Below are 20,192 nucleotides of genomic sequence, written 5' to 3' on the forward strand. Positions count from 1 at the left end.
ATGGGCCCATGAGTCTTCTCCGCTTCGCAGGTCGAACCATGCTCGCCAGCTTCTTCGTGGCCAACGGCATCAAGTCGTTCACCAAGCCACAGGAGCTCGTCGAGAGCGCCGAGCCGATTGCCACCAAAGTGGTGCCCCTCGCCCAGCGGCTGGCGCCCCCGAGCGTCGCGAACCACATCCCCGACGACACCGAGACCCTCGTGCGCATCTCCGGTGGCGCCCAGGTGGCCGGTGGTCTGATGCTGGCCACGGGCATCGGACGGCAGCTGGGTGCGGGAGTGCTGGCCCTGTCGATGGTCCCCCACGTGATCGCCTCCCGCGCACCCAAGGGGGCCAACGCCGAGGAGCGGGCGCACGCCCGCAGTCTGCTGCTGCGCAACGTCGCCCTGCTCGGCGCGGCCATGATCGCCGCTGGCGACACCCAGGGCCGCCCCGGCCTGGGGTGGCGCGCCGAGCAGGCACAGCGCAAGCTGTCCAAGGAGACTTCCTCGCGGAAGAAGCAGATCGCCAAGGAGGCCAAGGCAGCCAAGAAGCAGATCGCGAAGGCGGTTTCGTGAGCCACGTCCTCCCCTGGTCTGCACCGCGTGCGCACGGAGAAATCCGTGCGCACGTTTCTGTGCCCGGCTCGAAGTCCGAGACCAACCGGGCGTTGCTCCTGGCCGCTCTGGCCCATGGACCCTCCCGACTTCGCGGAGCGCTCGACAGCCGCGACTCCGACCTCATGCGGGGCGCCCTCGAAGCTTTCGGGGTTGACATCCAGGTGTCGCCAGACCCCCGCGAGCCGTGGGTGGTCACCCCACCGGCCGAGTTCCTCCAGCCCGAGCACGCCATTGACTGCGGTCTCGCCGGCACGGTGATGCGGTTCGTGCCGCCACTGGCCGCCGCCGCGGGGGGCTCCACCTCCTTCACCGGCGACGAAGAGTCCTTCGCGCGACCCATGAAGCCAATGCTCGACGGCCTGCGCCAACTGGGCTGCAGCATCGACTCCGACCACCTGCCGCTGACCGTCACCGCGCCCGCTGGAGGACTGGCGGGCCCGCGGGTCGAGATCGACTCGACGGGCTCCAGCCAGTTCATCTCGGCGCTGCTGTTGTGCGCCGCCCGATTCCCGCACGGGGTCGAGGTGCACCACACGGGGGCACAGTTCCCCTCGATCCCGCCGATCCAGATGAGCGTCGCCATGTTGCGCGACCGGGGCGTCGACGCCCAACGCATCGACGACCGCACCTGGCGAGTGCTGCCTGGCCCCGTCGCGGCCCTCGACACGCAGATCGAACCCGACCTGACGGGCGCGTCCGTCTTCCTGGCGGCCGCCGCGATCGTGGGGGGAGAACTCACCATCGAGGGGTGGCCCCGCCACACCACCCAGTCGGGGGACCTGTTCCGCACGGTGCTGGAGGCGTTCGGGTGCACCACCGACCTCACCCCGGTGGGGTTGACGGTTCGTTCGTCCGGGGACCTGCAGGGCGCAGACCTCGACCTCCGCGACGGGGCAGACCTCACCCCCTGTGCCGCCGCGGTCGCCCTGTTCGCCACCGGCCAGACCACGATTCGGGGGGTCGCCAACATCCGTGGCCACGAGACCGACCGGCTCGCGGCCCTGCGCACGGAGTTCACCAAACTGGGCGCCCAGGTGCGCGAGACCGAGGACGGCCTCGTGATCCGTGGCACAGGACGTCACGGTGCGGGGCTCAGGGCTCCGGACAGGTTCGAGACCTACGCCGACCATCGCATGGCCCACGCCGGGGCGCTCGCCGGACTGGTCGTCGACGGGATGGTGCTGAGCGACGTCACCTGCACCAACAAGACGATTCGTGACTTCCCCGGCCTGTGGGACGGCATGCTTGACCACGTCGGAGCCCACGCTTGAGCCGGGCAGTGCGTGGCTCGATCCGCGACGAGGACGATGCCTCGTTCGGACGACCGGGCAAGGGCACCCGACCACGGACCAAGGATCGTCCGAACTACTCCGCGCTGCCCATCGGTCGGGTCATCACCGTGGACCGGGGCCGGTTCCGGTGCCTGGTCGGCGAGGTGATGGTCTCGGCCACCAAGGCGCGCCAGCTGGGACGCAAGGCAGCCATCGTCGGTGACCAGGTGCGCCTCGACGGCAATGTCTCCGGCGACCAGGGCAGCTTGGCCAGGATCGTCGAGGTCGAGGAGCGCACCACGGTGCTGCGCCGCACGGCCGACGACAACGACCCGTGGGAGCGGCCCATCGTCGCCAACGCCGACCAGCTGATGATCGTGACCGCCCTGGCGGACCCGCCACCGAGGGTGGGCATGATCGACCGCATCCTCGTGGCTGCATTCGATGCCGGCATCGACCCCATCCTGTGCCTGACCAAGGCCGACCTGGCGAGCCCCGCCGACCTGATCGCCGCCTACGAGCCGCTCGACGTGCGCGTGGTGGTCACCGAACCGGGCGCCGACCTCGACACGATCCGCGCTCTGCTCGCCGGTCATGTGACCGTCTTCGTGGGCCACTCGGGGGTGGGCAAGTCGACGCTGGTGAACGCGCTGATCCCTGATGCACACCGCTCCATCGGTGAGGTCAACGAGGTGACGGGTCGTGGCAAGCACACGTCCACCTCGGCCATCGCCTTGGTGCTGCCCACGCTGAACGGGGACGAGTCGTGGGTGATCGACACGCCCGGGGTCCGGTCCTTCGGGCTGAGCCACGTCAACCGGGAGTCGGTGCTGGGTTCGTTCGGCGACCTCTCCGAGGTGGCCGAGAACTGCCCGCGCGGCTGCACCCACCGCGCCGATGCACCCGACTGCGCCCTCGACGAGGCAGTTGCCGAGGGGCGACTGCCCGCAGCGAGGGTGGAGTCGTACCGACGCATGGAACTGGCCGGTCACTGACCCCACCCCGCCACGGTCTAGGCTGACCCGCATGGCTGGAGACTTCACCGACGACCTCAGACTCGCCCATTTGCTGGCCGACAACGCCGACTCGATCACGATGAGCCGTTTCAAGGCCCGTGACCTGGAGGTGTCCATGAAGCCGAACATGACCCACGTCACCGATGCGGACACCGCCGTGGAGCAGGGAATCAGGGCGACGCTGAAGAAGGCTCGGCCCCGCGACGCCGTGCACGGCGAGGAGGGGGACGACACCGGGTGGGGGCCTCGTCGCTGGATCATCGACCCGATCGACGGCACCGCCAACTTCGTCCGTGGGGTGCCCGTCTGGGCCACCCTGATCGCGCTGTCGGTGGACGGTGAGATCGTTGCCTCGGTGGTGTCGGCTCCCGCTCTGTCGCGACGCTGGTGGGCTTCGAAGGGTGGCGGCGCGTTCTCGGGAACCACCCTGTTGCGCGGTGCCCCCATCCATGTCTCGAAGGTCTCGCGGGTCGAGGACTCCTCGCTCAGCTACGCCAGCATCGACGGTTGGGTGCGCACCGGCCGTGGGCAGCAGTTCGTCGACCTCATGCGCGAGTGCTGGCGCACCCGCGCCTTCGGCGACTTCTGGAGCTACATGCTGGTGGCCGAGGGAGCCGTCGACATCGCCACCGAGCCCGAGTTGGAGCTCTACGACATGGCCGCCCTCGACGTGATCGTGCGTGAGGCCGGTGGCCGGTTCACCAACGTGGACGGAGCCGACGGGGTCGGCGGTCCCGGGGCGCTGGCCACCAACGGGCTGCTGCACGACGAGGTGCTGGCCAGGCTGGCCGAGGACGCCGACTGACGCCCGACGGGCTCAGAGGATGCGGGCCCGAATGGTCTCGGGCATCTGCTCGAGCTTCTGCACGAGATCGGTGTCGACGTCCGAGATGTCGGTGACGGAGTAGCCGTAGTCGCCCTTGGTCGACAGCTGCTGGCTGCCGATGTTGGCACCGTGCTCCGCGAACAACTGGTTGAGCCGGGCCATCACGCCGGGCACGTTGCGGTGCAGGTGCAACACCCGGCTACCGTCCTGGGCGGGCGCGACGATCTGCGGCAGGTTGACGTTCATGCCCGTCGCACCGTAGCGGTGGAAGTCGACCAGCTTGCCGGCCACGAATCGTCCGATGTCGGTCTGCGCCTCCTGGGTCGACCCACCGATGTGGGGGGTGAGCACGACGTTGGGCAGTCCCTGCAGCTCCGAGACGAAGGGCTCCCCGGGTGCCTTGGGCTCGGAGGGGAAGACGTCGATCGCGGCACCGGCGATGTGGCCGGATCGCAGGTTCTCCACCAGGGCGTGGTGATCGACGACGATGCCACGGCACAGGTTGAGGAACAGCGAACGCGGACGCATCTTGGCGAACTCGGCCGCCCCGAAGAAGTTGGCGTTCGAGGGACGCCCGTCCACGTGCAGGGTGATGGTCTCGCACTCCCCCAGCAGTTCGTCGAGGCTCTCGGCCTTGCGCGCGTTGCCCAGCGCGAGCTTGTCGGCGACGTCGTAGAACATGACCCGCATGCCCAAGGCCTCGGCGACCACCGAGAGCTGGGAGCCGATGTTGCCGTACCCGACGATCCCGAGGGTGCGTCCGCGGACCTCGTGGGCACCCTTGGCCGACTTGTCCCAGACACCTGCGTGCATCATCGAGGACTTGTCGCCGAGGTGGCGGGCCATCATGATGATCTCCCCGATCGCGAGCTCCACCACCGACCTGGTGTTCGAGTAGGGAGCGTTGAACACGGTGACACCGTGGCGGGCCGCCTCGGCCAGGTCGATCTGGTTGGTGCCGATGCAGAACGCCCCGATCGCCTGCAGGGTGCTGCCGCGGGCGGCGAGCACCTTCTCGGTGACGTAGGTGCGCGAACGGATGCCGACGAAATCGACCCCGTCGAGGGCGTCGATCAACTCCTGCTCGGCCAGTGCGCCCGACCGGTTCTCGACCTCGAATCCCGCTTCGGTGAGGATGCGGGTGGCTTCAGGATGGATGTTCTCGAGGAGCAGCGCTTTCACGGGGCCATCCTAGGAGCGCTGGGGAAGGCACGGGCGGGAGTCTCAGCGCCGCAGCCCATCGGCTGGTCCACGCTCATCCAGCGATCCCAGGGTGGGGACGGCCGCCAGCAGCTCGCGGGTGTAGTCCTCCCTCGGATCGCCGTAGACCTGCTCGGTGGGTCCCTGCTCGACGATCCTGCCCGTTCTCATCACCACGACCCGCTCGCACAGGTGGCGCACCACCGCCAGGTCGTGGCTCACCAGTACGAGGGTGAGCTGCTCGGTGTCGACGAGGTCGGTGAGCAGGTTCAGCACCTGCGCCCGCACGGACACGTCCAGGGCCGACACGGGCTCGTCGGCGAACAGCACGGTCGGACGAGGCGCCAGCGCCCTCGCGATGGCGATCCGTTGGCGCTGGCCTCCCGAGAACTCGTGCGGGTAGCGGTCCCCCTCGTCAGGTCGCAGTCCGACCTGGGTGAGCACCTCGGCGGCTCGCGCCCGGCGCACCGCCCGGGGGTACTGCGACCGCAACCGGCGCGACGTGAGCGGTTCGGCGACGATGTCGCGCACCCGCATGCGCGGGTCGAGCGAACTACGGGGGTCCTGGAAGACGAGCTGGGCGTCGGGGGTTCGGGTGAGGGCGCCAGCGCTGGGCGTCTGCAGGCCCAGCAGGCACCGGACCAGGGTCGTCTTGCCCGATCCGGACTCCCCCACGATGCCGAGACGGTCACCCGCGGAGATGGCGAGGGTGACCCCGTCGAGGGCGGTGGTGCGTCCGAAGCGGACGACCAGGTCGCTGGCCGTGAACAGAGCCGTCATGCCCCCTCCTCGATGGTGGGCAGCCGTGAGCCGGGGGTGGCCAGGTCGAGGCGGCTGGTGGCCATCAGCCCGCGGGTGTAGGGGTGGCGCGGGCCGGAGATGACCTGGTGCAGGGATCCCCGTTCGACGACCCGTCCGTTCCGCATGACGAGCAGGTGGTCACACATGCTGGCGACGACGGCGAGGTCGTGGCTGATGAACAGGCACGCCGCACCGGTTTGCTGGGCGTCGTCGACCACGTCGAGCCGCCGTCGCAGGGTCTGCAGCACCCGTGCCTGCACCGTCACGTCGAGGGCGGTGGTGGGCTCGTCGCAGATCACCAGGTTCGGGCGATTGGCCAGGGCCATGGCCATCAGCACCCGCTGCCGCTGGCCACCGGAGAGCTGGTGCGGGTAGGAGTCGGCCACCCGTTCGGGCTCGTCCAGCCCCATGGCTGCCAGTTCACCGATGACGGCCTCCCGGGCGTGGCCCTTGGCACCCCCACGGCCGTGCAGGCGATAGACCTCGGCCACCTGCCGACCGGCCTTCATGGTGGGGTCGAGAGCGGTCATCGGCTCCTGGAAGACCATGCCGAGGGCGTCTCCGCGGAGCCGGGTGAGGTGCCGGTCGGACCTGCCGACCAGTTCGGTGCCCTCGAGCCGGATCGACCCGGTCACAAGGGCGTTCTCGGGCAGCAGCCCCATGATGGCGAGGGCCGTCACCGACTTCCCAGAGCCGGACTCGCCGATCAGACCGACCCGTGCTCCCCTGTCGAGGTCGAGGTCGAGGCCCTCGACGGCCAACTGCTGGCGACGTCCGAACCGCACGGTGAGGTCTCGTACCTGCAGCATCGGGGGCATCAGCGCACCTCCCGCAGGCGGGGGTCGAGCAGGTCGCGCAGCCCGTCACCGAGCAGGTTGAACCCCAGCACCGCCGCAGCGATCGCGGCCGCGGGCCACAGCGCGAGGCCCGGGTGGGAGAACAGCAACACGCGGGCGTCGTAGAGCATCCGCCCCCAGGTCGGCGTCGGCGGTTGGGTACCCAGGCCCAGGTAACTCAGCGCGGCCTCGGCGAGCACAGCCATCGCGAAGCTCACCGACGCCTGCACCCCCAGCAGCGGCGCGATGTTGGGCAGGACGTGTCGGCGCGCGATGGTGAACCAGCCGATCCCGGCGACCCTGGCCGCCGTGATGTGGTCCTGGCTCATCACCTGCAGGGCACCCGCTCTGGTGACCCGGGTGAACACCGGGATGGTGGCCACGCCGATGGCGATCAGGCCAGTGACGGTCGACCCGCCCAGGACTGCGGCCAACAAGATGGCGAGCAGCACCGCCGGGAAGGCGTACAGCACGTCGGTCACGCGGACGACCAGGCGTGACAACCAGTCCGGGCCCATGCCTGACAGCACTCCCAGCGGGATACCGACCACGGCCGCGATGCCGACTGAGACCAGTCCGACGACCAAGCAGATCTGCGCGCCGCTGATCAACCGGGAGAAGACGTCGCTGCCCAGTTGGTCGGTGCCCATCCAGTGGGCGCCGCTGGGTGCCTGCAGGGCGGAGCGAGGGTCGACGCCGACCGGGTCGAAGGGGGTCCAGACCAGTGACAGCAGCCCCGACAGGACGGTCAGGGCGACCAGGGTGGTGCCGATCACCAGCGAGGCGCGGCGCATCACTGGCCTCCTCGTCCATCGCAACGCGTGCGCAAGCGGGGGTCAAGGGCCACGTAGCTGAGGTCGAGCAGCGCCATCACGACCAACACGATGGCGACCAGCACCATCACCACCGACTGCACCACCATCAGGTCGCGACTGGCAACGGCGTTCATCAGCATCGAGCCCAGTCCGGGCAGCACGAAGACCTGCTCGACGACGATGGCGCCCGCGAAACCGGCCGCCACCTGCAGCCCGAGCACGGTCACCACCTGCAACGAGGCCTCCCTGCGACCGTGGCGCCACAACGCCGACAACCGGCCCCAGCCGATCGAGCGGGCCGTCCGGATGTGGTCGGAGGTTCCGACCTCGACGAAGGCCGAGCGCACGTAGCGGGTCAGGGCCGCGCCCTGGATGACCGAGATCGAGACAACCGGCAGCAGCATCGTCCGGAGCCAGCCCGCCGGGTCTGACCCGAACGACACGTACCCGTTGGCGGGCAGCCAGCGCAGGTTGACCGCGAACAGCAGCACCAGGGCGATGCCGGCCAGGAACGCCGGCACCGCCATACCGACCTGGCTGAGGGCGTTGACGGCAAAGCCGTCCCAGTGACGGCGCCGGTGCGCCGCCCACAGACCTGCCGGGACGGCGACCACCAGCGAACCGAGAGTGCCGAGTGCCACCAGCCAGAAGGTGACCGTCAACGGACGAGCCACCAGCCCACCGACCGGCTCACCCGTGAAGGCCGAGTGGCCCAGGTCACCGGTGGCCAGCCCTGCGAGCCAGTCGCCGTAGCGCACCAGGAGGGGACGATCGAGCCCCAGTCGGGCCCGCAACTCCGCCACCGACGCGGGATCGGAGGAGTTGCCGAGCATCACCTGCGCCACGTCGCCCGGCAGCGCGTTGACGAGCCAGAACACGATCGCGGACGCTGCCAGCAGACTTGCCACCAGCACAGCCACTCGACCGAGCACGAGTCGAAGACGCCCGGTCTCCCCGAGAAGTGGCAACATGGGCCGACTGTCTCAGGTCAGCTTGGACGTGACCGTGGTCAGGTCGAAGCTCAACGACGTGGCGTTGGGTGAGACGCCGTGGATGTCGGGCTTGGTGACGATCAGGTTCGGCAACAGGAACAAGAAGTCCGCGGCCGCATCGTCCGCGAGGATCTTGGCAGCCTGCTTGTACTTCTCGATGGCGGTCTGCTCGTCGGAAGCATCGGCTTCGGCCATCAACGCCTGGAAGGTCGGGTTGTCGTAGTGCCAGTAGTACTTGGGGTTGGCCCAGTTGCCCAGGTCGTGTGACTCGACGTGCGCGACGATGGTGAGGTCGTAGTCACCCTTGGTGTAGACGACGTCGAGCCAGCGTCCGGGGAACTCCAGCACGTCGGACTTCAGCGTGATGCCGGCGGCCTTCAGTTGTGAGGTCAGCAACTGCACCGCACCCGTCGCATAGGGCAGGCTCGGCACCCGCAGGCGCAGGGTCGGGTTCTTGATGCCCGACTCGGCGACCAACTGCTTGGCCTTCTCGACGTCGTAGGGGTAGGTGTTCGACAGGTCCTCGTACCAGGGGTCGGTGGGAGGCACCATCGAGCCGATCAGGGTTCCCTTGCCACCCCACACCGTGTCGATGACGGCCTGACGGTCGATGGCGTGGCAGATCGCCTGCCGCAGCTTGAGGTTCTTCAGCGCCGGAGTGTCGTGGTTGAAACCGAGCACCACCTCACCATTGGTGGTCCCCTCGAGCACCGTGAACTTGGCCGGGTCGGAGAACTGCGGAAGTGTCTGCGGAGCCGCCACGTTGGAGATGATGTCGAGATCACCCGACAGCATGGCGGCGTTCATGGCGTTGGCGTCCTTGAAATAGCGCCAGGTCACCTTGTCGAAGCGGGTGCCCGTACCCCAGTAACTGCCGTTCCTGACCAGGGTGATGTCGGAGCCCTTGTTCCAGGAGTCGAACGCGAACGGCCCCGAGCCCATCGGCTTGGTCGCGAGGGTGGTGAACCCGTCGGGGTCGATGACCACGCCTGAACTCGAGGTCAACGAGTACAGCCACTCCTGGCTGGGCTTCGACAGCGTCACCGTCAGGGTCTTGTCGTCGGTCGCCTCGATCGTCTCGACCATCTGGTGACGCGCCTTGATCACGGCGTTGCCGGTCTGGCGCAGCAGGTTCAGCGACTTCATCACGGCGTCGGCGTTGACCGGCGTGCCGGAGGCGAACTTCGCGCCGCTCTGCAGGGTGAAGGTGTAGGTGAGCCGGTCATCCGAGACGGTCCAGGCGGTCGCCAGCAGGGGACGCAGTTGGCCGTCACCGTCGATCTTCACCAGCGTCTCGTAGACGTTGTAGAGCAACACCTGTGGAATGGCCGCATCGTTGTTGGTGACCAGGTCGAAGGTCTCAGGCATCGTCACGGCCCCGATGAACAGGCTCCGCCCGGGATTGGAGGAGGAGGGTTGCTCGCCGGTCTTCGACGTGCTGCAGCCGGCTGCCGCGACGACGGCGGCCGCCGCCACTCCCGCGATCAGGCTGCGGCGCCCCAGCTGGGTCCGTCCCCAAGAATTCTGACCCATCCGGTGGGGTTCCTTCCCTCTGCCCTTGACCCGGTCGGCCCAGAGACGGGCAAGAGTCTACAAGCCGAACCGCTGCGAGGGCGTGACCACCCGGCGGGCGGTCAGGACGGCAGGGCTGGGACACTGGGCCCATGAGCACGCCCGACCCCGACCCGCGGCCGAACCGGGCGGCGGTGGCCGCCAGACGCATCACCCTGCGAGCCTTCGACGTCAGCGAGCGGACGGCCCGCTGGTCATTGGCCGAGCAGCGCACCCGGGTCTTGCGGTGGCGGGGGCGCGCCTTCATGATCGCGCAGTCCGCCCTCGCGGCAGCGCTGGCATGGTTCATCGCCAACGACGTGATGCACCGCTACCTGCCGGTCTTCGCCCCCGTCTCGGCCATGCTCGCGCTGGGCATGTCGTTCGGGCAGCGGACCAGTCGGGTGCTGGAGGTGTGCCTGGGGGTGGCCATCGGGGTGCTGATGGGCGATGCGTTCATCGTGGTCTTCGGCACCGGCTGGTGGCAGGTGGCGCTGGTGATCTTCGCGGCAATGAGCGTGGCCACCTGGGTGGGCGCTCGTCCGCTGATGATCAACCAGGCGGGCATCCAGGCCGCGACCGTGATGACCCTGTTGCCCGACCCCACCCGCGCGGGCAGCAGGTTCGTGGACGCGCTGCTCGGTTGTGCCATCGCCCTGGCGTTCGCGATGGTCGCACCCACCTCGCCGGTGCAGAGGCCCCGGATCAGGGCGGCGCAGGTGCTCACCGAGGTGGCCCAGACCTTGCATGCGGCCCGGGATGCGCTGGCCGCCGGCGACCAGGAGGCGGCGGAGCGCACCCTGATCCAGGCGCGGGGCTCCGAGCGCGCGCTGTCGGCGCTGTCGGCTGCGGCGGCTGAAGGAGTCGCGGTGGTGCGCTACTCACCGTTCCAGCGCGGGGAGCGCGACCACGTGCAGCAGGTGGCCGACCTCGTCGCGCCGCTCGACCGGCTCACCCGCAACCTCCGAGTGCTGGCTCGCCGCGCGGTGGTGCTGGTGTGGCGCGAGGAGCAGATCTCGGACGAGCACCTCAGGCTGATGGGAGAGGTGGCCTCGGTGACGGAGTTCTGTGCTGCCGAACTGCGGGCACGAAGGCTGCCGGAGCGGGCTCGCGAGCGGATCGTGGCCGTGGCGCGCGAGACCAGCCACCTCGAGTTGGGCTCGCTGTCGTCGTCGGTGGTGGTGGCCCAGTTGCGATCGATCTGTGTCGACCTGTTGGAGTTGACGGGGCTGGACTATCCCGATGCCCGTGAACTGGTTCCCGAGATGGACTGACGGGTCTTGTCCACAGCTCGTGGGCGGTTGACGGGGTTGTCCACAGATCTTCGAAGGCCCTCGAGCTCCGACCCCTCTGCGTGAGAGTGTCGACGGCGTGAGGAAGGGCGCGGAGGACGCGCCCCGCGCAAGGAGGCCCGATGACGCCGACGTTCCCCCTGCGGGTGGTGGCGCCCATGCTGGCGCTCGGAGTTCTGCTGGCCGGGTGCACGAGTGGTGGAGGCAGTCCCACGGAGACGCCCAGTGTCTCGGCACCCAGGAGCGCGACACCCAGCGCCTCGAGTCCCACGGCGACGGGGACGAGCGCGAGTCCCGCGGCGTCGACCGCGAGTTCGGTGTCAGGGTCGCCAACCATGGTGTCGGGGAGTCCGGATGCGGCGCTGGTGAAGGAGGCCTTGGCCCTGAACCAGAAGGAGTTCGATGTCGTCTCGGCGCTGGAAAGGAGCGGGGTCCCTCGTGGCACCCGCCCGAAATCCATCACCGACATCATGCTGCCTGGCGACGGCCTAGAGGCAAGGCTGAACATCCTTTGGAAGGTCTGGGAGGACGGGGCTCATGCCACTTCGAATAGCCGACAAAGGATGTCTGGGACCAAGCTCGCCGATGATCCGGACGGGGCTCTGGTAGCTGTCTCTTCCTGCCGTGACGCATCGCAATGGACCTTCGAGTACCCAGATGGCTCGACGAAGACAGGCACCTTTGCAAGGTACGTCGTGTATGTGAAGAGGGATTCAGCAGGAGAGCTTAAGGTTTCCGACTGGTCGAGCGAGCGGGTCAAGTCATGCGTCTAGTTCGTTCGCTGCTCGCGGCAGCCTTGTGCGCAGCGTTGACCATCAGCGTGGCTTCGCATGCGGAGGCGAAGGACAAGAAGCGAGAGACCGCCATCAGGTATGACGACCACAGGTCCACCTCCGGCGCTGATGTGAGTGTGGGGATCAAGACGAAGAACAGCGACGCAGGTGGGACTGGTGGTCAGCTCACCAACGGCCACTCGCGCACCCGCACCAAGTCGTCCATCACCAATACGTGGAACAACATGGCGTCCGGCTGCGACACCATGTTCACCGATCTGCGCACCAAGAACCTGCTCAGCGCCGAGGGCAGCATCGCTCTCAACAACACCTATCGGCAGGTGTGCGCCCCGGGACTACCCCTCGCTCCCCCGAAGCAGAAGGCGCCGCCTCCCAACCCGGCACTGCTGGGGCTCGAGGCCGTCACGAACCTTCATCTGCCCGCGCCCACCACTTCCTTCGGACCCGACCCCGAGGGCAATGAGTGGGGCATGATCCCGGTCCACTACAACCTTTGGTTGTGGACCGACACGTCGGGCACCCTGTCGAGCTCGACCACCGTTCGCGGCTACACAGTGACCCTGCACGCCCGCCGGACAGCCCTCGACGTCGACATGGGCGACGGAACCGTCGTCCACTGCACCGCCACGACTCCCTACTCCGCCGCTCGCGCTCCGCATGGGGAGGCTTCCCCCACCTGCGGTCACGCGTACACGAAGGCTTCCTTGCCGGAGGGCAGCTACAGAGTGACCACCCGGGCCACCTGGCGGGTCACGTGGACAGCGCTGGGTCAGTCGGGAGTGGAGAGCGTGACCACGGACTCAACCGCTTCCTTGCCGATCGGCCAACTGAGTGCGGTCCTGGTCAAGATCCCCGGTACCTGACGGCTTCGTCCTCCACCCTGTCGGGATGAGGCCGCAGATGGTTCCATGGTGTCCATGAGCGAGAACACCCAGAACGAGAAGCATCTGAGCAAGAGCCTCGAAGACAGCACCGTGAGTGCCTCGGCCGTCGTCCAGGCACCCGCTGAGGTCATCTTCGAGCTTGTCGCCGATCCCGCCAAGCAGCCCTCGTGGGACGGTAACGACAACCTTTCGAACGCCGACCAAGGCCAGAGAGTGCACGCCGTGGGCGACGTGTTCGTCATGAACAACACCTCGGGCAAGGTCAAGCACAACCGAGTCGTCGCGTTCGAGGAGGGCCGGACGATCGCTTGGGCCCCCGCTGACGCCGGGGAGGAGCCCACCGGGCATGTCTGGCGCTGGGACTTCGAGCGCGTCCAGGACGGCACCCGCGTGACGCACAGCTACGACTACTCCCAGCAGAGCCACCCCGGACGTGTGGACTACGGCAAGAGGTTGCAGCCCGAGGCCCTGCTGGCATCGATCGAGCGCCTCAAGGCCCTCGCCGAGAAGTCCTGAGGGGACCCGTTCGGGGAGGAGCCCGCCGCGATTTGAGCTCTCGCCGGAGTCTGTGTAAGCTTCTACAAGTACCGACGCGGGGTGGAGCAGCTCGGTAGCTCGCCGGGCTCATAACCCGGAGGTCACAGGTTCAAATCCTGTCCCCGCTACGAAAAGGCCTTGTGAAACTGGATTCATGTCCGGTTTCGCAAGGCCTTCTTGGTTCCCCCGGCTACAGCTACACCCCGAACTTGGCCTTGGCCTCGGGAGTGACCGGGGTGAACAGGTTCACGAGCGCGAACTCCTGAGGACAATGATGCGCAATCTCGACCTCTACCTACCGCAGTAGCGCCGGTCCCACGTGCCTCCGGGCGGCAGACCGGGTGAGGGACGAGGGCGACTCCGCCAAGAACCGCGCTCGCGACGAGCCACCTAGCGCCCGTCCAGTTCCGCGAAGATGTAGGGCAAAACCGGACCGATCACGTCGACCGCGTCCTGCACCCCGCCCCGCGAGCCGGGAGCGCACAGGACGAAGACCGAGGGTTCACCTGCCCGGACGATGACTCCCGCGATCTCGCGTGACACCACCGCGGGTGCGGCGTGGGCGATGCCGCGGCGTCTGATCTCCTCGGCGATGCCCGGGATCTGGAAGGTGAGGAGTTCGGCCACCGCATCGCTCGTCCGGTCGGCGGGTCCGATTCCCGTCCCTCCGCAGGTCATGACGAGCCGAGATCCGTCGGCGATCGCCGAGCTCACCGCAGCGAGCAGCTGTGTCGGATCGTCGGGGACCACCATTCGCGCCACGTCGACAGCCAAGGCCGCCAGCAGACGTTCGGCGAGTGCCCCCGCCCGGTCGTCGTCGGTGTGGTTCACCACCTCGTCCGACACCGTGATGACGGTCGCTCGGATCACCGGTCTGGTCATGCGCCATGCTAACCAGACCAGGGATGTGGGACGAGGGCCGTGTGGACGGAATCCTCGCCTCGGGAGCGCGCAGAAGTCCGGGCGCAGGACTGGAGCCCTCGTGCGAGGCCCTCCACAACCAGCGTGACTGCTCGCGCGACCACCGTGGCCGAATCGCTTTACTCCACCGGGGCCCGGTGGTAAGTCTGGTCCCGGCAACGGTGCCGGCCGGGGACCTCTGGGCCTCGCATGGAGGAGGAGACGATCGTGGTTGATCGGATTGCCGAGATCTGGGGAACCAGGACTCCCTACCCACGAGACGGACTGTGGCCGGTACGCGTCGACCAAGCCCTGGCCGAGGGCGTCACGGAGGCCGACATCGACCGGTGGGTGCAGTCCGCGTGCGTGCTGTGCAGCAACGGCTGCGCCTGCGACATCGCCGTCAAGGACGGAGCGATGGTGGGTATCCGGGGGCGCGCGGGGGACCTGGTCAACCATGGCCGCCTGGGACCCAAGGGCCTGTTCGCCAGTTGGCAGGGCATGTCGCATCCGGACCGTCTGACGCGCCCCCTGATCCGCGAGAACGGCGAACTGGTCGAATGCGACTGGGACACCGCCATGAACCGCATCACCGAACGCAGCCGGGAGCTGTTGCGGACCCGTGGCCCGCTGAGCCACGGCTTCTACACCAGCGGCCAGCTGTTCATCGAGGAGTACTACGCCCTCGCCATCATCGGGAAGGCGGGCATCGGGACCCCCCACATGGACGGCAACACCCGCCTCTGCACGGCCACAGCTGCAGCGGCCATGAAGGAGAGCTTCGGCGCCGACGGACAGCCGGGGTCCTACACCGACATCGACAGCTGTGACGCGATCTTCCTGTACGGGCACAACATGGCCGAGACGCAGACGGTGCTGTGGTCGCGAGTGCTCGACCGCATCGAGGGACCCGACCGACCGAAGGTCGTGTGCGTCGATCCGCGTGACACTGAGGTGGCCCGCCACGCCGACGTTCACCTTGCCGTGCGACCGGGCACGAACATGGCGCTGATGAATGCGCTGATCCACGAGGTCCTGGCGAACGGTTGGTGGGACGAGGAGTACGTGCAGGCGCACACGACGGGCCTCGACCAGCTGAAGGCGACCGTGGCGGCCTGGACGCCCGAGAAGGCGGCGGGGATCTGCGACGTGGGTGCCGACGACATCCGCGAAGCCGCGCGGATCTTCGGCACCTCTGCCCGGGTCCTGTCCACCGTCCTGCAGGGGTTCTACCAGTCCGCGCAGGCCACCGCGTCGTCCTGCCAGGTCAACAATCTGCACCTGCTCCGGGGGCTGCTGGGGCGTCCGGGTTGCGGCATCCTGCAGATGAACGGCCAGCCCACAGCGCAGAACAATCGCGAGTGCGGGGCGGACGGCGACCTGCCGGGGTTCCGGAATTGGGAGAACCCGAACCACGTGCAGGAACTCGCCGACCTCTGGGACGTCGATCCCCTGACCATCCCCCACTGGGCACCGCCGACGCATGCGATGCAGATCTTCCGCTACGCGGAGCAGGGCTCCATCGAGTTCCTCTGGATCTCCGCGACCAACCCTGCGGTCTCGATGCCCGACCTCTCCCGGATCCGCAGGATCCTGGAGAAGCCCGAGCTCTTCGTCGTGGTGCAGGACCTCTACCTCACCGAGACCGCACAGGTCGCCGACGTCGTGCTGCCCGCCGCGGGCTGGGGCGAGAAGACAGGAACCTTCACCAACGTCAACCGGACCGTCCACCTCTCCGACAAGGCGGTGGACCCTCCCGGGGAGGCGCACACCGATCTGGACATCTTCCTCGACTACTCGAAGCGGATGGGGTTCACCAACCTGAGCGGTGCTCCCCTGCTGAGTTGGTCAGGTCCCGAGGACGGCTTCCGTGCCTGGCAGGAGTGTTCGCGTGGTCGTCCGTGTGACTACACCGGCATCAGCTACGACCGGCTACGAGGCGGCAGCGGCATCCAGTGGCCCTGCAACGAGGAGAACCCGGACGGGCGCGAACGGCTGTATGAGGACGGTGTGTTCGCCACGGATCCCGACTACTGCGAAAGCTACGGCCACGATCTGCTCACGGGCGCGACCGTCGGCTCCGAGGCGTTCCGCGCCACCGTGCCGGCGGGACGCGCCATCCTGAAGACGGCTGACTACTCCCCGCCCCACGAGGAGCCCGACTCGGATTACCCGATGCGTTACACGACCGGTAGGACCGCCTACCACTTCCACACCCGGACCAAGACGGGACGGTCTCGGCCTCTCCGGCAAGCCGCTCCGAGCGCCTGGGTGGAGCTGAGCCCGAACGACGCCCAGCGGCTCGGCATCCAGGAGGGCGACCTGGTGCGCGTTACCTCACGGCGAGGCAAGATCGAGGTGCCGGTACGCATCAGCGACATTCGTGACAACACCGTCTTCGCACCGTTCCACTACGGGTACTGGGACGCCGGTGGCTCCCCGGGCGCCCACCCCACGGCGGCGAACGAGCTCACGCTCACCGAGTGGGATCCCGTCTCGAAGCAGCCCGTGTTCAAGAATGCGGCTGTGAAGGTGGAGAAGATCGGCGACGCCAGCGGACCCGCTCCGGCACCCACCACGACCGCGTCACGCCCGGTCGCCGCAGCCAGGAACCGGATGAGGCCGACCGTGGGCGGCAGCGACGCGCACGCGACGGAACAGGTGGATGCGGCACCCCCGCCACATTTCCCCGAGGCGATCAAGCCCGGCGCCTCAGGCGCCGCGTTCTCGGGCGCACGTCAAGGGCAGGAGGGCCGGCCATGAACGTGAACATCTACCTGGGAATGCTCCACCGCGCCGAGACGACTTTGGCGGAGTCGTTCCGCCAGGTCGCGGATGGCCACGCCTCCGAACCCGATGTGTACGCCCTGTGTCACACCCTGGCCAAACAATGTGACGAACACAGCGATCGGCTGCAGCCCGTGGTCGAGCGCTACGGCAAAGCGTCCGACGGCGAACCGGAACGCCTCCACGCCGAGGGTCTGTCCACGACGCGCCAAGGCCCACTGGGACTGCTTCGCGACCTGCAGGACCTCTACCTGTTGGGCAGCTTCGTCGACGTGACCTGGACCATGCTCAAGCAGGCCGGTTCGGCGCTTCACGACGAGGAACTCCTGGATGTGGTGGCCCACTGTGACCACGAGACCTCGGTCCAGCTCCGCTGGCTGCAGACCCGCATGAAGCAGGCGGCACCCCAGGCCCTTGTCGCAGCGCGCTGACATGATGACCCCGTCGCTGCTGGAACGGCTCACGTCACGACGGACCACACTGGGGCCCGCGCTGTACGCAGCCGCGCTCTCGCTGATCGTCCTGGGTCTCACCGGTGCCGTCGGGATCGCGCTACGTCTGCCATGGCTCTTCCCGAGCCTCGGCCCCACCGTGATGCTGTTCTTCGAATCACCCGAGCAGCCCTCTTCTCGTCCGGTCAACGCCGTGGTGGGTCACGGCACCGGGCTCATCATGGGGGTCGTCTGCCTGTATGCGCTCAGGCTCCAGCACACACCGTCGGCGCCGGTCGGTGGGCTCACGCCCTCCCACGTGGCCGCTGGCGCCCTTTCCGTCGCGCTCACCACGCTGGTGCTCACCTGGCTCCGCACCCCGCACCCACCAGCCGGAGCGACGACGCTGATCGTGAGCCTCGGCATCCTGACGACCCCACGCCAACTGCTGTCCATGGTCGGGGCCATCCTGCTCATCACGGCCGCAGGATGGGGACTCAACCTGCTCCTGGGAACAAAGCCCGCATCGGCCACACAGAAGACCTGACCCCAGAACAGGGGGTCAGAACAGGCGACTCAGAGCCCTGCCCTTTCGGGCGCGCTCAGCGTCAGGATGGCGCGCTCGATGTTGCCATGGTTGTTGAGGCGATCCTCGATCACCTGCAACTCGTGGGCGAGGTCGGACTCGGCAAGGTTCCCTGCCAGGTCGACCGCCGCGATCAGCAACACCTTGCCGGGACCGACGTAGACCAGGTAGAGGAAGCTGACGCGCTCGATCAGCGTCTGCTCCAGCAGCATGTTCATCGCGGCCTGTCTGGTCTTCTCGTTGACCGCCTGCCCGGTGAGGAAGTCACGATTGCGCGCGATCAGGAAGATGGCGACCACCCCGAGCAGTACCCCGACGAGGATCGAGCCAACCGCGTCGTACACGGGATTGCCCGTGGCCTGGTGGAGGCCGATGCCCAGAGCCGCGATCAGCAGACCGGCCAGGGCAGCGGCGTCCTCGGCGAACACAGCCCGCAGCGTGGGGTTGGAGGTGGAACTGACGAAGTGCAGGGGATGAAGGCTGAGGCTGCGCGCCTGGCTTCGCACCGACCGCAGGGCCTGCAGGAACGAGATGCCCTCCAGCACGAAGGAGATGCCCAGGACGACATACCCCCACGTGTAGTTCGCCTCTGCTTCCGGCGCGCTCAGTGCGGTGATGCCGTGCCAGACCGAGACGATGGACCCCGCCCCGAACAATCCGAACGCTGCGATCATCGACCACACGTACGCCTCGCGACCGTAGCCCAAGGGGTGGGAGTCGTCCGCCTCCTTGGCCGATCGGCGTTCGGCCACCAGCAGGAAGATCTCGTTGCCGGTGTCAGCCCAGGAGTGAGCCGCCTCCGCGACCATCGAGGCGGAGCCCGTCAGGAGGGCCACCACCGACTTGGCGATCGCGATGAGGGTGTTGGCCACCAGCGCGATCACGACGGTGACCATGCTCTCGGTGCCCGGGGAGTCGTCCTTCTGGCTGGACGCGGGTGTGTTCACGCCGTGAGTGTAGACGCCGGACCCGCCCGCGAAAGGGCTGATGGAGAAGCTCGAACAGCTCCTGGTATTGGACATCTGTACGAATCAGGAATAGGATGCTGACATACCGTCGGTTCTCTCCCACGGCCGCCTTTCGTTCTGCCCAGAAATTGTCAGAGCCCCTTCCTATGGTCATGAACGTGGGAATGACCGAAGGGGGATGGCGATGAACGCAGATTTCTTTGACCTGGATGCCGCGACGGACGAGGCGTTCGACGAGTTCGCGGAACTGCTCGAGGTGAGCCTGGAGACGCTCGAACTCGAGAGCAAGGTGACGATCCGTCAGCTGGCCGGGCACCGCAGCCAGAAGCTGATGGAGGTGACGAAGACGGCCACCGGTCTGACGGTGTTGGCCCTCGACAACAAGCTGTTGCCGGCCTCGCGTCGGTTGACCCCAGCCGGCATGGCCCACCTCCGGGCCCTCGGCTTCCAACACCTCCGGCAGTTGCCGGGCTACTACGTGCGCGTCTTCGCGCTGTCCAATGGCACCCGCGCGGCCGACCACGTCTGCTCGGCCCTGCGCGAGTCGTACGGACTGCTCCACCCGGCCCTGCTCGCCCAGCCGCTGATCCAGAGCCGGGCGGTCGAGCCGTTCGACGCGCCCGCCCTGCCCCGCGAGGCCGACGACGAGGTCGAGATCGTCGACAGGTACCACCTCGACATGCTCATCGAGTGTGCCTTCGACTTCAAGGGTGAGGCCTTCCACCGTTCGCCCGATGGCTGGGTGCAGGGCATGTGGGGGTCGGTGCCTGTCTCGGTTCGCCCGAGCGACGATCTCGGACGGGTGGTCCTGCGCTCCACGGTGCTCGCCCATCTGGTCGATCCCGGCCGGGCCGCGATCGCGGTGGAGCGGCTGAACGCCTCGGCATGGCCGTTCGACTACTCCGTGGTCGATGACCGCATCTGCCTCCAAGCCGTGATCGCAGCCACGCCGTTCAGCGTCGGCCGGCTGGTCGAGACCCTGCACGACCTGACGGCAGAAGCGAGGGCGAGCCGTTCAACGGCCAAGCGCTGCCTCGCCCAGGAGCCGCCCGTGCTCCCCCGCCCCACGGACGGCGACGACTTCACCACCGGTCGTTTCAGCTGAG

Annotated in this window: 20 protein-coding genes and 1 tRNA gene; 13 read left to right on the forward strand and 8 right to left on the reverse strand. The window is 68.0% G+C overall.

Features of this window, described 5'->3' with window-relative positions:
- Positions 1-8: 8 nt before the first annotated feature.
- From QQZ11_RS12280 to QQZ11_RS12295, 4 genes are read left to right on the forward strand one after another with little or no spacing between them, the layout of a single operon-like run.
- Entirely contained in the window at positions 9-557 is a 549-nt protein-coding gene (locus tag QQZ11_RS12280; RefSeq protein WP_051139730.1) for a DoxX family membrane protein, read from the forward strand.
- A complete protein-coding gene (gene aroA, locus QQZ11_RS12285; RefSeq protein ID WP_284550611.1) occupies positions 554-1,870 on the forward strand; it encodes a 3-phosphoshikimate 1-carboxyvinyltransferase in 1,317 nt (438 codons plus the stop codon). The genes QQZ11_RS12280 and aroA overlap by 4 nt, the downstream gene beginning before the upstream one ends.
- Entirely contained in the window at positions 1,867-2,865 is a 999-nt protein-coding gene (gene rsgA, locus QQZ11_RS12290) for a ribosome small subunit-dependent GTPase A (RefSeq protein ID WP_284550612.1), read from the forward strand. The genes aroA and rsgA overlap by 4 nt, the downstream gene beginning before the upstream one ends.
- 31 nt (positions 2,866-2,896) lie before the next feature.
- The gene (locus QQZ11_RS12295) at positions 2,897-3,691 is read left to right on the forward strand and encodes an inositol monophosphatase family protein (RefSeq protein ID WP_284550613.1); all 795 of its coding nucleotides are present in this window, start codon (positions 2,897-2,899) and stop codon (positions 3,689-3,691) included.
- 12 nt (positions 3,692-3,703) lie between these two features.
- Here the strand turns inward: QQZ11_RS12295 and serA are convergent, their stop codons facing one another.
- The 6 genes from serA to QQZ11_RS12325 are packed head-to-tail and all read right to left on the reverse strand — an operon-like array spanning position 3,704 to position 9,889.
- Positions 3,704-4,894, reverse strand: a complete 1,191-nt coding sequence (serA, locus tag QQZ11_RS12300) for a phosphoglycerate dehydrogenase (protein ID WP_022910406.1) — start codon at positions 4,892-4,894, stop codon at positions 3,704-3,706.
- 42 nt (positions 4,895-4,936) lie between these two features.
- A complete protein-coding gene (locus tag QQZ11_RS12305) occupies positions 4,937-5,692 on the reverse strand; it encodes an ATP-binding cassette domain-containing protein (protein ID WP_284550614.1) in 756 nt (251 codons plus the stop codon).
- Complete coding sequence (locus QQZ11_RS12310) at positions 5,689-6,531, reverse strand: ABC transporter ATP-binding protein (protein ID WP_284550615.1); 843 nt, start codon at positions 6,529-6,531, stop codon at positions 5,689-5,691. The genes QQZ11_RS12305 and QQZ11_RS12310 overlap by 4 nt, the downstream gene beginning before the upstream one ends.
- Positions 6,531-7,343, reverse strand: a complete 813-nt coding sequence (locus QQZ11_RS12315) for an ABC transporter permease (protein ID WP_284550616.1) — start codon at positions 7,341-7,343, stop codon at positions 6,531-6,533. Before QQZ11_RS12315 ends, QQZ11_RS12310 begins: the two co-directional genes overlap by 1 nt.
- Positions 7,343-8,335 (reverse strand): ABC transporter permease, encoded by a 993-nt coding sequence (locus QQZ11_RS12320; protein ID WP_284550617.1) that lies wholly within the window; start codon positions 8,333-8,335, stop codon positions 7,343-7,345. Before QQZ11_RS12320 ends, QQZ11_RS12315 begins: the two co-directional genes overlap by 1 nt.
- A gap of 12 nt (positions 8,336-8,347) precedes the next feature.
- Complete coding sequence (locus QQZ11_RS12325; RefSeq protein WP_284550618.1) at positions 8,348-9,889, reverse strand: ABC transporter substrate-binding protein; 1,542 nt, start codon at positions 9,887-9,889, stop codon at positions 8,348-8,350.
- A gap of 131 nt (positions 9,890-10,020) precedes the next feature.
- Between QQZ11_RS12325 and QQZ11_RS12330 the strand changes: the two genes are divergently transcribed.
- From QQZ11_RS12330 to QQZ11_RS12350, 5 genes are all read left to right on the forward strand, one after another.
- Complete coding sequence (locus QQZ11_RS12330; RefSeq protein ID WP_284550619.1) at positions 10,021-11,181, forward strand: FUSC family protein; 1,161 nt, start codon at positions 10,021-10,023, stop codon at positions 11,179-11,181.
- A 140-nt stretch (positions 11,182-11,321) separates the two neighbouring features.
- Positions 11,322-11,972 (forward strand): hypothetical protein, encoded by a 651-nt coding sequence (locus QQZ11_RS12335; RefSeq protein ID WP_284550620.1) that lies wholly within the window; start codon positions 11,322-11,324, stop codon positions 11,970-11,972.
- Between the two features lie 47 nt (positions 11,973-12,019).
- Positions 12,020-12,856, forward strand: coding sequence for a hypothetical protein (locus QQZ11_RS12340; RefSeq protein WP_284550621.1), 837 nt, complete (start codon positions 12,020-12,022; stop codon positions 12,854-12,856).
- A 54-nt stretch (positions 12,857-12,910) separates the two neighbouring features.
- The gene (locus QQZ11_RS12345; RefSeq protein WP_284550622.1) at positions 12,911-13,393 is read left to right on the forward strand and encodes an SRPBCC family protein; all 483 of its coding nucleotides are present in this window, start codon (positions 12,911-12,913) and stop codon (positions 13,391-13,393) included.
- Positions 13,394-13,468: 75 nt separating this feature from the next.
- A tRNA-Met gene (locus tag QQZ11_RS12350) sits at positions 13,469-13,542 on the forward strand.
- A gap of 262 nt (positions 13,543-13,804) precedes the next feature.
- Here the strand turns inward: QQZ11_RS12350 and QQZ11_RS12355 are convergent.
- Positions 13,805-14,296 carry a MogA/MoaB family molybdenum cofactor biosynthesis protein gene (locus QQZ11_RS12355; protein WP_051139733.1) on the reverse strand — a complete coding sequence of 164 codons (492 nt, stop codon included), beginning with the start codon at positions 14,294-14,296 and terminating at the stop codon, positions 13,805-13,807.
- A gap of 246 nt (positions 14,297-14,542) precedes the next feature.
- Here QQZ11_RS12355 and QQZ11_RS12360 point away from each other — a divergent pair, with 246 nt between their 5' ends.
- Genes QQZ11_RS12360 through QQZ11_RS12370 form a run of 3 tightly spaced genes read left to right on the forward strand, consistent with a single transcriptional unit; the run spans position 14,543 to position 18,079 of the window.
- Complete coding sequence (locus QQZ11_RS12360) at positions 14,543-17,077, forward strand: molybdopterin oxidoreductase family protein (protein WP_284550623.1); 2,535 nt, start codon at positions 14,543-14,545, stop codon at positions 17,075-17,077.
- On the forward strand, positions 17,074-17,532 hold the full coding sequence (locus QQZ11_RS12365; RefSeq protein ID WP_284550624.1) for a hypothetical protein: 459 nt from the start codon (positions 17,074-17,076) through the stop codon (positions 17,530-17,532). The genes QQZ11_RS12360 and QQZ11_RS12365 overlap by 4 nt, the downstream gene beginning before the upstream one ends.
- 1 nt (position 17,533) lies before the next feature.
- Complete coding sequence (locus QQZ11_RS12370; RefSeq protein ID WP_284550625.1) at positions 17,534-18,079, forward strand: HPP family protein; 546 nt, start codon at positions 17,534-17,536, stop codon at positions 18,077-18,079.
- A 29-nt stretch (positions 18,080-18,108) separates the two neighbouring features.
- Here the strand turns inward: QQZ11_RS12370 and QQZ11_RS12375 are convergent, their stop codons facing one another.
- Complete coding sequence (locus QQZ11_RS12375; RefSeq protein WP_284550626.1) at positions 18,109-19,065, reverse strand: cation diffusion facilitator family transporter; 957 nt, start codon at positions 19,063-19,065, stop codon at positions 18,109-18,111.
- A gap of 205 nt (positions 19,066-19,270) precedes the next feature.
- Between QQZ11_RS12375 and QQZ11_RS12380 the strand changes: the two genes are divergently transcribed.
- The gene (locus QQZ11_RS12380) at positions 19,271-20,191 is read left to right on the forward strand and encodes a TY-Chap domain-containing protein (protein WP_284550627.1); all 921 of its coding nucleotides are present in this window, start codon (positions 19,271-19,273) and stop codon (positions 20,189-20,191) included.
- Position 20,192: the final 1 nt, after the last annotated feature.

Source organism: Aestuariimicrobium sp. T2.26MG-19.2B (assembly GCF_950101875.1).
Classification (GTDB): Bacteria; Actinomycetota; Actinomycetes; order Propionibacteriales; family Propionibacteriaceae; genus Aestuariimicrobium; species Aestuariimicrobium kwangyangense.

Coding starts and splice junctions, on each gene's coding strand:
- QQZ11_RS12280 (WP_051139730.1), top strand. CDS start 9: ATGAGTCTTCTCCGCTTCGCAGGTCGAACCATGCTCGCCAGCTTCTTC.
- QQZ11_RS12295 (WP_284550613.1), top strand. CDS start 2,897: ATGGCTGGAGACTTCACCGACGACCTCAGACTCGCCCATTTGCTGGCC.
- QQZ11_RS12305 (WP_284550614.1), bottom strand. CDS start 5,692: ATGACGGCTCTGTTCACGGCCAGCGACCTGGTCGTCCGCTTCGGACGC.
- QQZ11_RS12310 (WP_284550615.1), bottom strand. CDS start 6,531: ATGCCCCCGATGCTGCAGGTACGAGACCTCACCGTGCGGTTCGGACGT.
- QQZ11_RS12315 (WP_284550616.1), bottom strand. CDS start 7,343: ATGCGCCGCGCCTCGCTGGTGATCGGCACCACCCTGGTCGCCCTGACC.
- QQZ11_RS12320 (WP_284550617.1), bottom strand. CDS start 8,335: ATGTTGCCACTTCTCGGGGAGACCGGGCGTCTTCGACTCGTGCTCGGT.
- QQZ11_RS12325 (WP_284550618.1), bottom strand. CDS start 9,889: ATGGGTCAGAATTCTTGGGGACGGACCCAGCTGGGGCGCCGCAGCCTG.
- QQZ11_RS12330 (WP_284550619.1), top strand. CDS start 10,021: ATGAGCACGCCCGACCCCGACCCGCGGCCGAACCGGGCGGCGGTGGCC.
- QQZ11_RS12335 (WP_284550620.1), top strand. CDS start 11,322: ATGACGCCGACGTTCCCCCTGCGGGTGGTGGCGCCCATGCTGGCGCTC.
- QQZ11_RS12345 (WP_284550622.1), top strand. CDS start 12,911: ATGAGCGAGAACACCCAGAACGAGAAGCATCTGAGCAAGAGCCTCGAA.
- QQZ11_RS12355 (WP_051139733.1), bottom strand. CDS start 14,296: ATGACCAGACCGGTGATCCGAGCGACCGTCATCACGGTGTCGGACGAG.
- QQZ11_RS12365 (WP_284550624.1), top strand. CDS start 17,074: ATGAACGTGAACATCTACCTGGGAATGCTCCACCGCGCCGAGACGACT.
- QQZ11_RS12370 (WP_284550625.1), top strand. CDS start 17,534: ATGATGACCCCGTCGCTGCTGGAACGGCTCACGTCACGACGGACCACA.
- QQZ11_RS12380 (WP_284550627.1), top strand. CDS start 19,271: ATGAACGCAGATTTCTTTGACCTGGATGCCGCGACGGACGAGGCGTTC.